At 46.2% G+C, this 14,310-nt stretch carries 15 protein-coding genes and 1 riboswitch; of the genes, 1 reads left to right on the forward strand and 14 read right to left on the reverse strand.

Annotation, left to right across the window (positions count from 1 at the left end):
- Window positions 1-102: 102 nt before the first annotated feature.
- The 11 genes from atpB to spoIIR all read right to left on the reverse strand — a co-directional run bounded on the left by atpB (window position 103) and on the right by spoIIR (window position 9,633).
- Window positions 103-870, reverse strand: a complete 768-nt coding sequence (atpB, locus tag NSQ66_RS28505) for a F0F1 ATP synthase subunit A (RefSeq protein ID WP_036681575.1) — start codon at window positions 868-870, stop codon at window positions 103-105.
- Window positions 871-899: 29 nt separating this feature from the next.
- On the reverse strand, window positions 900-1,277 hold the full coding sequence (locus NSQ66_RS28510) for an ATP synthase subunit I (protein ID WP_036681578.1): 378 nt from the start codon (window positions 1,275-1,277) through the stop codon (window positions 900-902).
- A complete protein-coding gene (locus NSQ66_RS28515) occupies window positions 1,270-1,503 on the reverse strand; it encodes an AtpZ/AtpI family protein (RefSeq protein WP_036681579.1) in 234 nt (77 codons plus the stop codon). The genes NSQ66_RS28510 and NSQ66_RS28515 overlap by 8 nt, the downstream gene beginning before the upstream one ends.
- A 178-nt stretch (window positions 1,504-1,681) precedes the next feature.
- Window positions 1,682-2,842 (reverse strand): UDP-N-acetylglucosamine 2-epimerase (non-hydrolyzing), encoded by a 1,161-nt coding sequence (gene wecB, locus NSQ66_RS28520; RefSeq protein ID WP_036681581.1) that lies wholly within the window; start codon window positions 2,840-2,842, stop codon window positions 1,682-1,684.
- Window positions 2,843-2,900: 58 nt separating this feature from the next.
- Window positions 2,901-3,530: a uracil phosphoribosyltransferase gene (upp, locus tag NSQ66_RS28525; RefSeq protein WP_036681583.1), complete on the reverse strand. Its 630-nt coding sequence runs from the start codon at window positions 3,528-3,530 to the stop codon at window positions 2,901-2,903.
- A 422-nt stretch (window positions 3,531-3,952) separates the two neighbouring features.
- Window positions 3,953-5,200: a serine hydroxymethyltransferase gene (gene glyA, locus NSQ66_RS28530; RefSeq protein WP_038573642.1), complete on the reverse strand. Its 1,248-nt coding sequence runs from the start codon at window positions 5,198-5,200 to the stop codon at window positions 3,953-3,955.
- A gap of 114 nt (window positions 5,201-5,314) precedes the next feature.
- Entirely contained in the window at window positions 5,315-5,899 is a 585-nt protein-coding gene (locus NSQ66_RS28535; protein WP_038573643.1) for a TIGR01440 family protein, read from the reverse strand.
- A 74-nt stretch (window positions 5,900-5,973) separates the two neighbouring features.
- Window positions 5,974-6,056: riboswitch (ZMP/ZTP riboswitch) on the reverse strand.
- A gap of 48 nt (window positions 6,057-6,104) precedes the next feature.
- Complete coding sequence (locus NSQ66_RS28540; protein WP_036681588.1) at window positions 6,105-6,692, reverse strand: low molecular weight protein arginine phosphatase; 588 nt, start codon at window positions 6,690-6,692, stop codon at window positions 6,105-6,107.
- 45 nt (window positions 6,693-6,737) lie between these two features.
- Window positions 6,738-7,310 carry a manganese efflux pump MntP family protein gene (locus tag NSQ66_RS28545; RefSeq protein ID WP_038573646.1) on the reverse strand — a complete coding sequence of 191 codons (573 nt, stop codon included), beginning with the start codon at window positions 7,308-7,310 and terminating at the stop codon, window positions 6,738-6,740.
- A 104-nt stretch (window positions 7,311-7,414) separates the two neighbouring features.
- Window positions 7,415-8,770, reverse strand: coding sequence for an L-threonylcarbamoyladenylate synthase (locus NSQ66_RS28550; RefSeq protein WP_076140837.1), 1,356 nt, complete (start codon window positions 8,768-8,770; stop codon window positions 7,415-7,417).
- Window positions 8,771-8,874: 104 nt separating this feature from the next.
- Window positions 8,875-9,633 carry a stage II sporulation protein R gene (gene spoIIR, locus NSQ66_RS28555; RefSeq protein ID WP_081382511.1) on the reverse strand — a complete coding sequence of 253 codons (759 nt, stop codon included), beginning with the start codon at window positions 9,631-9,633 and terminating at the stop codon, window positions 8,875-8,877.
- A 242-nt stretch (window positions 9,634-9,875) separates the two neighbouring features.
- Between spoIIR and NSQ66_RS28560 the strand changes: the two genes are divergently transcribed.
- Window positions 9,876-10,478, forward strand: coding sequence for a hypothetical protein (locus NSQ66_RS28560; RefSeq protein ID WP_036681592.1), 603 nt, complete (start codon window positions 9,876-9,878; stop codon window positions 10,476-10,478).
- A gap of 264 nt (window positions 10,479-10,742) precedes the next feature.
- Here NSQ66_RS28560 and NSQ66_RS28565 read toward each other — a convergent pair whose 3' ends face one another.
- From NSQ66_RS28565 to prfA, 3 genes are all read right to left on the reverse strand, one after another.
- On the reverse strand, window positions 10,743-11,930 hold the full coding sequence (locus NSQ66_RS28565) for an FtsW/RodA/SpoVE family cell cycle protein (RefSeq protein ID WP_036681594.1): 1,188 nt from the start codon (window positions 11,928-11,930) through the stop codon (window positions 10,743-10,745).
- Window positions 11,931-12,069: 139 nt separating this feature from the next.
- A complete protein-coding gene (gene prmC / locus NSQ66_RS28570) occupies window positions 12,070-13,023 on the reverse strand; it encodes a peptide chain release factor N(5)-glutamine methyltransferase (RefSeq protein ID WP_256721403.1) in 954 nt (317 codons plus the stop codon).
- A gap of 25 nt (window positions 13,024-13,048) precedes the next feature.
- On the reverse strand, window positions 13,049-14,125 hold the full coding sequence (prfA, locus tag NSQ66_RS28575) for a peptide chain release factor 1 (protein WP_036681601.1): 1,077 nt from the start codon (window positions 14,123-14,125) through the stop codon (window positions 13,049-13,051).
- Window positions 14,126-14,310 lie beyond the last annotated feature (185 nt).

Consider the following 14,310-nt stretch of genomic DNA (forward strand, 5'->3'; position numbering starts at 1 on the left):
TAAATATCCTCCTTTAATTTCGGTTCATATTTGTGTTTAATGATATAAGATATCTCCCACGAAGGAAAATCAGACGATAGCCGTTCTCTTCGCAGCAGTTCATTAATGTGCTTCTTCTTCGTGAATCGTCATCTGTGCGATATAAACCATCGTCAGAATCGTAAAGATAAACGCTTGTAGTGCCCCGACGAAAATACTGAAGCCCTGCCATACAGCCAGGAACGGAATACTGAGAATCCCCAGCTTCAAAATGACTGTAATTAGTACTTCTCCGGCGAAAATGTTAGCGAATAGACGAATAGCCAACGCTACAGGTTTTGCCAGGTTTTCGATAATGTTCAGTGGCAAAAAGATTGGAAACGGCTCGATGTAGTGTTTGAAATAATGTTTGCCGTTGAGCTTAATGCCCAGAAAGTTCATCAGTACAAATACTATGATTGCCAATCCTGCAGTGACATTAATGTCAGCAGTTGGCGACTTGTACCATAAAATTTCTGCATGCTCACCATTCGCCAAGTTCTTAGTTGCTTCAATCACGTGGCCAAACACTGTTACAGGTCCATGCGCCTCAGTTACAACGGAGAAAGGCAATCCAAGTAGATTGGAAACAAAGATAAACAGAATCAATGTCAACCCTAAAGATATGTAAGGTTTTCCTTTCTTCAGATCCATGGCACTGCTTATGACACCCTCTACAAATTCCACAACCCATTCCATGAAGTTCTGAAGCTTGGATGGATTTTCAACGGAAAGCTTACGAACCGAAAGCATAACCAGAACAAATACCACTGTACAACTGATCAGAAGCATCAACACGGCGGATAAATCTATCGGTATTCCCCCGACAAATATTTTCGGCATGTCATGCATAGTATCATCCCCCTTTCTCTTTAATCTGGTTAAAGCTTATTCTTCACACTCAGATATATCCCCGCAGGAATGGCGAGAAGCTGAGGAATGAATACGCCCGAAACAGTTGCTACCAGGGAGAAATGCTCAATCTTGACCGAGAACATGGTGACCAAAATTGCGAAGCTAATCCGTGTAACAAAACCGAGGCTGAAGGCATTCCCTTCGTTGCTCGCAATCGACTGCGTAACCCGTCGAACCTTGACGGCCAGATAACGAAAGTTTACCAATCCCGCCACCAGACCCAGAGTCATGCCCAGTGTAATTGCCCGGGTCTCATGATGAAGCACCCAGCCCATTAAGAGTCCTGCCATAAGGACGAGCGTAACTCTAGTGACGGTATTGATCATGGGAGTCATATTATCCATTCTGCTCCCCCAAAAATTTTTTAATTAACAAGGCGACATTCACAATTCCCAGAATCATTCCAGTTATAGTGCCAATGGCGAGCCAATATTTTGGTCCCTCCATCAGGTCTTTCAGCCATCTTGCCGCAAAAAAACCAATAAGAATGTAAGCGGCAAGCAAAGTGCCTGCACTTCCAATGACAAGCGCGGTCTGTAACAAGCTGTCCTTGCTATTTTGTTCTTTCATGGGCTACAATCCCAACTAATTTTACTGAATTTCCTGAGTCTTTGTCAATTCATTGAACATTGCCTAAAAACCCTTGAAAACATGAAAATAATCACAGCAAAACGTTCCAAAACCATATAAACCGTACAGTTTCACTGTATGTTGATTTTAATCAGATCAGATATTAGTTTAATTGAAATTATTTATTTTTTGTGAACATTCTGTGAAACTCTTCAGGACGTTCCTTATTAACACCAAAATGGTGCAAAATCGCATTGACAATCCGTTGGGAAGCCTTGCCATCTCCATACGGGTTGGCGGCCCGACTCATCGACTGATAGAGCTCATTATCAGTCAAAAGAGCATGTGTTCGTTGATACACCTTCTCCTCGTCCGTGCCCACAAGTTCCAGCGTTCCAGCCTCTATCCCTTCGGGACGCTCCGTTGTATCACGAAGCACAAGAACAGGCACTCCATAAGAAGGAGCTTCCTCTTGCAGACCGCCGGAATCGGTCAATATCAAGTGGGTATGCGGATAAAAATTATGCAGGTCCACGACATCCAGCGGATCAATCAGCTTAATTCTTGGATGTCCTCCCAGTATCTCATGTGCAGGTTCCTTAACGGCAGGACTCGGATGCACAGGGTAAACAATGGCGACATCTTCGAATTCATCAGCGATTCTTTTAATAGCTCGGAAGATATTACGATGCGGTTCACCTTGAGATTCTCTGCGGTGAGCGGTCATCAAAATAAGTCTTTTTCCTGAAGCAAAATCCAAAACAGGATGCCGGTAATCCGGCTGTACGGTATATTGAAACACATCAGTTACGGTGTTGCCTGTGATATAAATACTTGATTCTTTTTTGTTCTCGTGTCTCAGATTACTAGCTGACCAATCGGTTGGAGCGAAATGCAGATCGGCTAATACACCTGTTAATTGACGGTTCATTTCTTCAGGATAAGGAGACAATTTGTTCCATGTCCTAAGTCCTGCTTCTACGTGCCCAACCTGAATTTGCTGCAGGAAGGAAGCGTAACTAGCTAAAAACGTTGTTAAGGTGTCCCCATGCACCAGCACGAGGTCAGGCTTAACCTCCCTCAGTACAGGTTCCAAACCTTCAAGCACACGAATAGTAATCTCGTTCAAGGTCTGACGGTCCTTCATCACATCCAAATCGTAATCAGGGGTGATATTAAACACTTCCAACACTTGATCGAGCAGTTCTCTATGCTGCGCTGTTACACATACTATTGATTCGATATGCTCAGGATGCTTCTTCAGTTCAAGAACCAGAGGAGCCATCTTGATCGCCTCGGGGCGCACTCCGAAAATAGTCATTACTTTGATTTTGGACATAACCCCTACCCTCTCATCAAATATTCTCGCATTACTATACTTAATACTTAATTACTTATTACTTGGTTCCATAAAGACGGTCACCAGCATCACCAAGGCCTGGCACGATGTAACCATGTTCATTCAAATGATCGTCAAGCGCTGCTACATAAATATCAACATCCGGATGAGCTTCCTGAACTGCAGCAACACCTTCTGGCGCTGCAATCAAGTTCATCATTTTGATCTGTGTACAACCACGGTTCTTCAGTGAGGTAATCGCAGCAATTGCGGATCCGCCTGTAGCAAGCATCGGGTCAATCACTATCAACTCACGTTCCTGTACATCAGTTGGAAGCTTGATATAATACTCCACTGGTTGAAGAGTGTCTGGATCACGGAAAAGCCCTACATGTCCTACTTTAGCCGCAGGTAGAAGCTTCAGTACACCTTCAAGCATACCTAAACCCGCACGAAGAATAGGAATAAGCCCCAGCATTCTTCCCGAAATCACTTTGCTTTCCGTTTCAGTGACCGGTGTTTGTACCGTAATGGTCTCCAGTGGAATATCACGTGTAATCTCATAAGCCATCAATGTGGCAACTTCGTCAACATGTTCTCTGAAATCCTTCGTGTTTGTTCTAACGTCGCGAATAAATGTTAGTTTGTGTTGAATTAAAGGATGATCGCAAATCACCAATTTTCCCATTTACTGTCCCTCCGGTAATTGTAAGTCTTGTCTATAGCCATAGAAAGCGCTTTGCTTCTCAGTGGCTAAATCCTGTCTATTATAGCACTCCCGCCGCTGCATTTCACCTCAGAATGGTACTTGAACTCACATTGAACATATTCCCTTGTATTTCCTTGTTTTTAAAGGTAATGATTGGCTTAATTAGGAAACCAATCACTTATAAAACCTAGATTATGTTGTGCAACTTTGGCTTTTTCATACTATTCACATTATTTTCACTAATTTTATTGAAAGTTCCATGAACTTTCATGATTAATTTCATTCAATTTCATCTATTAACTGCAGTAATATTTGTGAACAATATGCAACAAAAAAGCCTCCATCAAACCCGGAAGAGGGTATTGATGGAGGCAGAATCATTTCTTATTAGAAGCAAAGATTTAGTATTTCAACTCTGGATAAAGAGGGTATTGGTCAGTCAACTCAGCCACTTGACGGGCAGATTCTGCCAAGTTTGCCTCATCCTTCGGATTCTTTAGAACATTAGCAATGATACGTCCAATAGTGACCATTGCCTGCTCGTCCATACCACGGGATGTGACTGCAGGTGTACCAATCCGAATACCGCTTGTTACAAAAGGACTTGTAGGATCAAATGGAATTGCATTTTTATTCACAGTAATCCCGATGGAATCTAGTACTTTTTCCGCATCTTTTCCGGTAATGTTCAGATTACGGGTATCCAGCAGCATCAAGTGGTTATCTGTACCTCCGGATACAATGTTAACCCCTTCGCTGATCAACGTTTCTGCAAGAACATTAGCGTTCTTCACTACATTTTGAGCATAAGTCTTAAAGGATGGCTGCAATGCTTCACCAAATGCGACTGCTTTTGAAGCAATTACATGCATCAAAGGTCCACCTTGGGAACCAGGGAATACCGCTTTATCAATAGCAGCTGCCCACGGCTGTCTGCACATAATCATACCTCCGCGGGGACCGCGCAAAGTCTTATGCGTAGTAGTTGTAACGAAATGAGCATGAGGAACCGGGCTCGGATGAAGACCAGCAGCAACCAATCCTGCGATATGGGCCATATCTACCATAAATAGCGCACCCACATCATTGGCGATAGCGCCAAGTTTTTCGAAATCAATAATACGCGGATAGGCACTGGCACCAGCTACAATCATTTTTGGACGGTGCTTGAAGGCTGCTTTACGTACTTCATCATAATCAATTAGGAAAGTATCTTCTTGTACTCCATAAGCAACGAAGTTATAAAGCAATCCAGAAGCATTAACTGGGCTACCATGTGTCAAATGACCGCCGTGCGCCAAATTCATTCCAAGAACAGTGTCGCCAGGCTTAAGCGCAGCCAGATAAACAGCCATATTAGCTTGAGCACCGGAGTGTGGCTGTACATTAACATGATCCGCACCAAACAATTCTTTTGCACGATCACGAGCAAGGTTCTCAACGATATCTACATCTTCACAGCCACCATAATATCGTTTGCCTGGATAACCCTCTGCATATTTGTTCGTAAGCACGGAGCCCATAGCTTCCATTACGGCTTCGCTAACGATATTCTCTGAGGCAATAAGCTCAATGTTGGCACGCTGACGTTTCAGTTCCAGTTCCATCGCTTCCAGTACTGCCGGGTCACTCTTACGCAATTGTTCCATGTTCTTATTTCCTCCCTAGTGTGTGTAGATATGTTGTATTTAAGTAGAAACGATTTGCCCGCTATAAAGAGACTTAGGTCTTCGTTTCTGCAAAAAATATAAAACTAAAGTTCATTAATCACAAAACTGTGAACCACTTTGTTCTGGAGCACGATATACCGCACGTTCACCGCCAATTAGTGGGGGTCTGGTCCATGCCGCATTCACTCTGGCTGCTCCAATGTATCGTAGAGTCGGACGGAAAGGAACGGCTACCCGCCGTAAATGCATTCCTATCAGTGTCTCGCCAATATCCAAACCAGCATGAGCTTCTATCGTTTCCGCCAAAACAGGATCTTTCATAGCGTGATAAGCAGCCGTAGCCATCGAACCTCCAGCACCTCGTATAGGTACAGCTGATACTTCCTTCAGACCAAGTGACTCTAGTAGAGAACGTTCCATTACAAGTGCACGATTTAAATGCTCGCAGCACTGATACACGGGGTGAAATCCTTTTTCCGCTGCTACTAAACGAACACCTTCAAGCAGTTGTTCTGCAACTTCAAGTGCACCACCAGTTCCAATCCGGACACCAGCAACTTCACTTGTGCTCACTCCGATGACAACAATTTTGCCTGACCCAAGGTTACCAGCCTCCGCCAACTCCCTTAACACAGTGACGGTGGCATCAGTTAATGATAGCTCCACAACTTCGTCCATCACTCTACCTCCTCAAACTTCAAACAAGCTTATTTTAAACAAAAAAGAGCAGTCCGCAGGTAGCTGCGGATTTGCTCTTTTGCCCAGGCGACCGGCCGTTTATTCCGATGCTCCATCGTGGTTTGATCCACATTTGTCGCCAGTTACATCGGAACCGATTATTTGTAACTTCATCTTAAAGCAAAGTGAACTGAAAATCAACCATTTACAAATGGCGGAAGGTTTCCAGCTTATCCAGCAAACTGAATAGCGCAGTGCGAATCTCAGCAGCAGTTAGCTCATAGTCCTCACGCGTGCCACCAAATGGATCAGAAATATCGAAGCTCGGAATACGCTGGCGAATCTCAATCATCCGCTGCAGATCCGTTGCATTCGGTTCACCACCAAGGGCTAAGCTCAACTCCGCATCTGCGTAAAGGCTGTCCAATTCCTTGATATCTTCCGTCACCGCATCTTCATCATGCACGTATTCCTTCAATGTATAGGTTTTCGTTACAGCATCCGGAAAATACTGCAGCAAATGCTGCTTATGCCCACCCGTCAAGGTCAGCACAAGGTCGGCCCAAGCGACAGCTTGACCTGTCAATTGTGACGACTCCATTGAATCATGAATTCCTTCTTCCTGCAGTATAGCTGCAGCATGTCTTGATATAGAAGTACCGGAAATGGCGGATACACCTGCAGACCGCACTTCCAGGTCGATTCCACGTTCCTTCGCGAGCTTTCGTAAAAGCCCCTCAGCCATAGGACTTCGGCATGTATTTCCGGTGCAGACGAATAAAATATGCAGCATGTTTTGCACCCCCATGAAATTAAATATTCTAATGCCGTTATTGTATCAAAAGATGAATAGCAAGCCAAACCCCAGAAGTATTGCACCGCCTAGTGCTTCTCCATAATCCCCGAGACCACGACTGACATGCCGTCCAATTAGCAACCCTAGAATCGACATTAGTCCCCCGCAGGCACCGAAGGCTAAGATGGTCAAAAGCACTCCATTCACAAACATCCCCAGTGATACACCCACGGAGAAAGAGTCAATACTCACACTGAGCGAAAGAAGTATCATCCCCCACAAGGTTCGATGATCCATAGCTCGCGAGCTTCCCGTATCCGGACGAAAGGAGTTGTACACCATATGCCCGCCCAAAAGAACTAGAAGACCTCCAGCAGCATAAGTCGTTACTTGACCTAACAAGTGTCCGACATAACTTCCTGTCAACAAACCCAGGAGAGGCATCAGCATATGAAAAACAGCAATGAGCAGACTCATTTGCAGAACATGCAGCAGACGAATACCTTTCATCCCGATCCCTACACCGAGCGAAAAGGCATCCATCCCTAATGCAACCGCCATTATAGTAATGGTAACAATCTGCCCCCATTCGGTATATACATCTCCTAAGCCCATGCTTAACCCCCCAAGTCCGAAATATCTTGTACAACAACGATATGCGGACAAGGGGGTAATCATGACTTCATATGGGAGTCATATACGAAAAAGCAACGCCGTGGTTATCCGGCGTCGATGACGGATCCGCCGGCGGCTTTCATAAGCCGGTTCATGATGGCAGCGCCGAGGCCCGTATACGGGCAAGCCTCGGCTAAGATGTAAGTCGCTCCCGCTTCATCGAAACGCCGCAAAGCGGCATATAGGGAGCGAGCCCCTTCCTCCGGCGAGGATAACGAGCCGAGGGAAAGGACACAGGCGGCAGGATCGGCGGGATAAAGGGCCTTATGTTCCTCAAAGAGGAGCAGGCCCGTGACCTCGCCGTTTAGCTGCGCCGCCTGAAGTTGACTTGCGGCTTCGTCCGCCACGCGCTGCGGGGAAGAGCCGCGCACTACACCAAGCCAGCCGCGCGGCGCGTAGTGCGTGTACTTCATGCCCGGCGCGCGCGGTGCCGAAATGCCGCCAGCAGCATCCGCACCATGCTGCTCAATAGATGCGGATGCCCTTTCGAAAGGCTCACGATTGTTAACATTCAGGCAATCCGCTGAAGATTGTGCTGTAGTTGCTTTAGCTGTGATTGGCTCAGCAGTACTTAAATCAACAACAGAGATTGTCGTCCCCGAATCAGCCATGACAGTAGTAGTAGAGGCAGCAGTTGCCTCAGCATTACCGGGCTCTGAGCTTACAGCTTCTGCTCCCACCACTGCAGCCAATTGCTCCGAAGTAATCCCGCCGGGGCGCAGCACAGCAACTTTTCCGTCAGGCTGTACCTGCACGACTGTTGACTCTAGTCCCACTCCAGCAGCACCACCATCAAGGACGCCATCAATGTATCCAGCCAAATCTTCCATCACATGCGAAGCTAATGTCGGGCTCGGGCGACCCGAACGATTAGCACTGGGCGCCGCAACCGGACAACCTGCGGCACTTATCAGCGCCAGAGCTACCGGATGATCCGGCATCCGCACACCAACCGTATCCAAACCCGCCGTCACACAAGGCGACAGTACACCTTCACGAACAGGAAGCACAACTGTCAGCGGACCAGGCCAATAAGCTGCCATCAGCGCGGCCGCCTTAGGATGCACCTCTGCAACAAGCTCGTCCAAAGCTGCCGTATCCGAAATATGTACAATTAACGGATTGTCAGAGGGCCGTCCTTTTGCTGCAAAAACAGCCTCAACTGCCGACGTATTTCGGGCATCCGCCCCTAGCCCGTAGACGGTTTCGGTTGTAAAAGCCACTGTTCCGCCTTCGCGAAGCATTGTTGCTGCCTCCGCTATCGCCAGCTTGTCAGCTTCATTCGGCTGAAATACCTCAGAGTTCGTTCCCTCAACAGAATTCAACTTCCAGTATACAGTCTCAGCTCTATTTCCACTCCGCCGCTGAACGGCGAATAAAGGATTATTGTGTTCATTCATTCTCATCACAGGCTTTCTAGAAGATATAATTTATCTTAGCAAAAAACGGCCCCAGTAGGGAGCCGTGATAGATCTGCTTATAAAATAGTAACATATCTGGGGTCTTACGACCATAATCCACTGATCCAGTTCCAAAGGTTTTGCAGCAGCTCCCAGACGAAGAACCGTACCTCTGGCTCAGCAGCAGTTTCTCCTGATGAAGCACTTCCTGCCGAGGAATCAGCCTGCACTGTTTTTGCAGCTGCCGATTTCACCTTAGCACTGTTATCCGCACCAGCAGCAGACACTGTTTTTGTACCTTTGTCAGCAGCAGGTGCTGCCGCATCTCCAGAGCCCGCATCGATAAAGCAAAGCGGAGGAAACAGTACACACCACCAATTTTGTCCCTTGCCTGCACCAAGCGTGACCCGTACAGCTTCATACTCCCCAGCAGGATAGACGGTACCACCGTATAATTTGGTTGGAAAAGGGACTACGCCCAGCTCCACTTTATAGGAATATTCAATGCCCCGTTTCTCGAGCTCTGATCCAACCAAAGCGTTAAGCTCCGGCAGATGATTTCTAATCAGAGCACGTGCCTGCTCCAAGCTCTGCGGATCCTCAAGAGCAGATACCCACTGGTTCATTTGCTCCACAATTTTATCGCGAATTTGCCGTTTCACCAGCTGATCTTGCGCTCCGTCAGAATTAGCTAGAATACGTAACCGGATAGATTCTTGGGGAATAGATACTTCAGCTACTGCAGCATCGGTTTTTTGACCTTCCCAAGCCATCATGAGGACCATAAAAAAACAAATTAAAATGGCAGTATACTTAAAAGTTACACGTAAGGAATCTCTTTTATCCATATGATTATCGTTCATTTGTTGCAGCCCCTCTCCTCTTAACTCTCATGCTAGTAGTATGCCCGGAGATAAGAGACTGCAAACCTATGAATCTATGATTTTAAGAAACGAGCAGTTTCAGTGAGATCTTAACAGTCCTATAAAAGAAAATAAAGGGAATATTTTACTTTTTTAAATCATTATGATATAGTGGGCATATTCGGTATATTGCCTATATTTTTCTTTAATATCCAATTTATATAAATTTAAGGAGGTTCATTATGAAACTAGTAAAAACTGTATCTACTCTGACTTTGGCACTCATTGCTTCAACTTCCATTTATACTACAAGCTCATTTGCCGCAGAAACCTCTTCTAATCAAGTTGAACAAAGTGCTACGACCTCAGTCACCTCATCAGATACTACTTTTGTAAAAACAGTTACTGCTGATGAGATTGAATCGATTAAAGAAGAAGCAGCTCTAACTCAAAATATAAACCAGCCAAATTTTAATGAAAATAACAATAACTCATTAGGCATATTCTCCTATACGGAAGGTTTCACTTTTACAATGGATGGATGGGCTTCAGGCACACAAAAGAGAACGAATGGTGAAATAACTTTCACCTCAAATTCTGATGTCTATGCAACGATACATCAAAGAACTTCCTTTCCTACCGAAGCAGTTCCGATCATCTCTTATGAATTGATTAGCAAAAGTAGCGGTAAATCGGCAGGGGTTAGAAACGTGTCTTGGCCTTATGCAGAAAGCAGCCCGTATACTATCGGTTGGAGTAATGTTCTTCCAGGAACTTACTATTTACTAATCACTAATCTGGGACCCAATCAAATATTCGGCGGAGGATTCCTAAACGCTTACTGATAAGCGAAATTGAATACAATAAAATCGAGGCAGATTCCATGGGTGCTTCCATATTTTAATCCGACGGAAAGTAAGGCATAGAATTCCTGTAGCATTATTCATTAAAGCGAGATATATCCTATTGTAATATACCGAATTTAATAACTAACTAACAAAAGCGCATGCTGATAATCAGCATGCGCTTTTGTTAAGTTTCAAAAAATATTATCTCATTACTGATCTTTTTAGTATCAGGCTTCTTTCGGGTTCTCACCCTTGACTATTCTAAACACCTTTAACCGATACATGATTTATGACCGGGTCTGGAAGATCTTCTTCCTCTTGCTGACCATGCAGACGTACACTCATTACCAAACCAATGCTGGCCATGTTGATAAGCAGGGATGTACCTCCAAAGCTGATGAAAGGTAACGTGATACCTGTCAAAGGCATCAGACCAATAAACGCGCCAATATTCTCAAAAATCTGATATAGCATCATGGCGACAATTCCGACAATCAAGAACGGCCCGGCTCTATCCTTACACTCCAGCGCAATCAGAATCATTCGGTGAATGAGGATAAAGTACAGCAGCAGCAGCAGCGCCGCCCCCACAAAACCGAATTCCTCGGCAATTTGCACGAAAATGGAGTCCGAGTAGGTATATGGCACACGATTCGTTTGAACGGAATCTCCCTTCATATAGCCATCACCACTCATTCCTCCAGAAGCAATAGCAATTCTAGCATTGGTGGTATGATACTTAGCCTTTTCTGTTGCCTTTTCGGGAACAAGCCAAGGATCAAAACGTTCAATCCAGTGAGATCGCCCAATATCCGTAAGAAAGGTTTTAATTTCATCGTGATAATGGATATAACTCATAATTCCCGCAATCGCAGAACTAGCCACGATGACCAGCCCGATTAATGCATGCGTGTATTTAATATTGCCAATCCACAACAGACCCGCAAGAATCACAACGTAAGACAAGGCATTCCCAAGGTCATTTTGGGTAAGAACAATAAGAAATGGAAACAAGGTCAGAAGGCCGAGTGGCACAACATCCCGCCAGAACAGAAGCTTACTCTTATTCTTGCGGACAAGCATGGCCGCCAGAAAAAGAATTAATATCAACTTGAACAGCTCAGCAGGCTGCAGACTCAGTCCTCCAGGCAGGGTCAACCAGCCTTGTGCATTATTTTTAGTCTCGCCCAAAAAGCTGACGAGCACCAGCATCCCTATCCCAAACAAATAAATATATATCGCATATTTCACTAATATTCTGTAATCCAAAAAGGTCATTCCAATAAAAGCTACAAAACCAATAGCATAATACATCATCATACGAATATGATGTCCGTCCAGCTTCTCTCTTCCATGAGTAACACTATATATGGCGAAGATGCTGACCACCATGAGTAATAACAGAACGACTACAATAGCACCATCAATCTTTTTAATCTTCTGAAGCACGCTCTGCCTCCCTACTCTATATCCGGTCTTTCTTTATGATCCCCTGAGAAATCCTGCTAAATACTATTATAAAGGAAGTCGGATTGAAAATACAATTTCTCTACCCTGGACAAAGGAACCCTCTGCAAAGTAGGCAATATTATTTCGTTATGCCTAGCACATGACGCGGGATTCCAGCCAGATCATTAATGGTGATAATCTCCGTCCAATGGCCCGCTGCCGCAAGGAGTGCAGCGACTTGCTCAGCTTGACCGAAGCCAAGCTCAAAGCCGATCAGGCGCGGCGGTGCCGGGAGCAGCGTCAGCTGCTCCATCATGCGGCGGTACGGGTCCAGCCCGTCCGCTCCGCCATCCAGCGCAGTGCGCGGCTCATGGTCGCGCACCTCACGCTGCAGCCCGGCGATATCCTCGCCGGGGATGTACGGCGGGTTGGAGACGAGAATATCCGTCTCCATCCCCGTGAACGGCTCGAGCAGATCGCCGAGCCGAAAGTCCACAGCTGTGCCATTGCGCAAAGCGTTGCGCTCGGCCACAGCCAGAGCTGCCGGCGAAATATCGCCGGCGCAGACCCGCCACGCCGGCGCTTCCGCCGCCAACGTGACGGAGATCGCTCCGCTGCCGGCGCCGATGTCGACGGCGGTCAGCGGTCTTGCGGCGCGCACGTCCCCCGCGCCGCCTCCGTTGCGGGCCGTATCTCCGCCCGCGCTATCCAGCGCCGCTTCGCCCGGCGTTACAACGCCGTTTGGCCAAAGCTCCGCGCCGTAACGTAAAATCGCCTCGACAAGCAGCTCCGTCTCCGGCCGCGGAATAAGCACGTCAGGCGTCACCTCAAAAGGCCGCCCGTAAAATTCTTGCTCGCCGATGATATACTGCACCGGCTCACCAGCGCCCCGGCGGGTAACTCCCGCCTCAAATGCTTCCTTAACCGCTGCTGGAAAAGGATCTGCCAACGCCATATAATAAGCTGCGCCAGACACTCCAAGCACATGCTCCAGCAGCAATTGTGCACTGCGCTGCGGTTCATTGCAGCCGCTCCGGCTCAAAAAAGAAGAAGCCTCCGCAAAGGCTTCCCGGATGCTTTTGACTTCCGACATGACATATACGCCATCGTTCAAAGCATTATTCTCCATTATCCATATTATCCATCAAGTCAGCTTGTTCAGCGATTGAAAGGGCTGAGATAATTTCAGTGATTTCTCCGTTCATAACCTGCTCCAAACGGTGCAGTGTCAGGCCAATACGATGGTCTGTAACCCGGCTCTGCGGGAAGTTATACGTCCGAATGCGCTCACTACGGTCACCCGTACCTACTTTACTCTTCCGTTCACCAGCATACTTCGCCTCTTCTTCCTGCCGTTTCATATCAGAGATACGGGCACGAAGCACTTGCAGCGCTTTTTCTTTATTGGAGTTCTGTGACTTACCGTCCTGACAGGTAGCAACGATGCCTGTAGGTACATGGGTTACACGTACTGCAGACTTGGTCGTATTTACAGACTGTCCACCTGCACCACTTGAACAGAAGGTATCCACGCGAATATCTTTATCATGGATCTCGATCTCAAAAGCCTCAGCTTCCGGCATCACGGACACCGTAGAAGTAGAGGTATGAATACGACCTCCGGATTCGGTCGCTGGGATACGTTGTACGCGATGCGCACCACTTTCGTATTTCAGCTTACTGTATGCACCACGGCCGTTAATAAGGAAGATTACCTCTTTGAATCCACCAAGATCACTCGCGTTAACATCCATTAACTCAACGCGCCATCCTTGTGCATCAGCATAACGAGTGTACATCCGGTAAAGGTCTGAAGCGAACAATGCTGCTTCATCTCCACCCGCTGCACCACGAATTTCAACGATTACGTTCTTATCATCATTCGGGTCTTTAGGCAGCAGCAACACGCGGATTCTCTCTTCCAGCTCCACTTGACGTTTGGAAAGGTCATCAATTTCCATCTTGACCATTTCTTTCATCTCATCATCAAGCTTTTCGCCTTGCATCTGCTTAGCAGCTTCAAGCTCTTCCATTACGCTCTTATATTCAGTATACGCCTCAAATGCAGGCTGTAGGTCTGATTGTTCTTTGGAATAGTCCCTCAGTTTCTTACTGTCGTTTGCAACATCCGGATCACAAAGCAGTTCACTGAGCTTCTCATAGCGGTCCGCCAGGGATTGCAATCGGTCCAACAAGGGAATTCACCTCTCCTGATTCAATTTCAAATTCGCAAATATAACATCAAATTTGTACTGTCATAAAAATAGATATACGACTTTATATTATACCAAAGATATTGTGAAATGGCTACAGTTCCGTACGCACAATACCTTAATAAAAAGCTTATATTTTTAAAAAGGATCATCCCAGCAATAGAAAC

Origin of the sequence: Paenibacillus sp. FSL H3-0329, from assembly GCF_037963285.1 — a bacterium.
GTDB lineage: Bacteria > Bacillota > Bacilli > Paenibacillales > Paenibacillaceae > Paenibacillus_AQ > Paenibacillus_AQ odorifer.

Coding starts and splice junctions, on each gene's coding strand:
- upp (WP_036681583.1), bottom strand. CDS start 3,530: ATGGGAAAATTGGTGATTTGCGATCATCCTTTAATTCAACACAAACTA.
- glyA (WP_038573642.1), bottom strand. CDS start 5,200: ATGGAACAATTGCGTAAGAGTGACCCGGCAGTACTGGAAGCGATGGAA.
- NSQ66_RS28550 (WP_076140837.1), bottom strand. CDS start 8,770: ATGAATGAACACAATAATCCTTTATTCGCCGTTCAGCGGCGGAGTGGA.
- NSQ66_RS28540 (WP_036681588.1), bottom strand. CDS start 6,692: ATGCTGCATATTTTATTCGTCTGCACCGGAAATACATGCCGAAGTCCT.
- prmC (WP_256721403.1), bottom strand. CDS start 13,023: ATGTCGGAAGTCAAAAGCATCCGGGAAGCCTTTGCGGAGGCTTCTTCT.
- NSQ66_RS28515 (WP_036681579.1), bottom strand. CDS start 1,503: ATGAAAGAACAAAATAGCAAGGACAGCTTGTTACAGACCGCGCTTGTC.
- NSQ66_RS28510 (WP_036681578.1), bottom strand. CDS start 1,277: ATGGATAATATGACTCCCATGATCAATACCGTCACTAGAGTTACGCTC.
- wecB (WP_036681581.1), bottom strand. CDS start 2,842: ATGTCCAAAATCAAAGTAATGACTATTTTCGGAGTGCGCCCCGAGGCG.
- NSQ66_RS28545 (WP_038573646.1), bottom strand. CDS start 7,310: ATGGGCTTAGGAGATGTATATACCGAATGGGGGCAGATTGTTACCATT.
- NSQ66_RS28560 (WP_036681592.1), top strand. CDS start 9,876: ATGAAACTAGTAAAAACTGTATCTACTCTGACTTTGGCACTCATTGCT.
- spoIIR (WP_081382511.1), bottom strand. CDS start 9,633: ATGAACGATAATCATATGGATAAAAGAGATTCCTTACGTGTAACTTTT.
- atpB (WP_036681575.1), bottom strand. CDS start 870: ATGCATGACATGCCGAAAATATTTGTCGGGGGAATACCGATAGATTTA.
- NSQ66_RS28535 (WP_038573643.1), bottom strand. CDS start 5,899: ATGGACGAAGTTGTGGAGCTATCATTAACTGATGCCACCGTCACTGTG.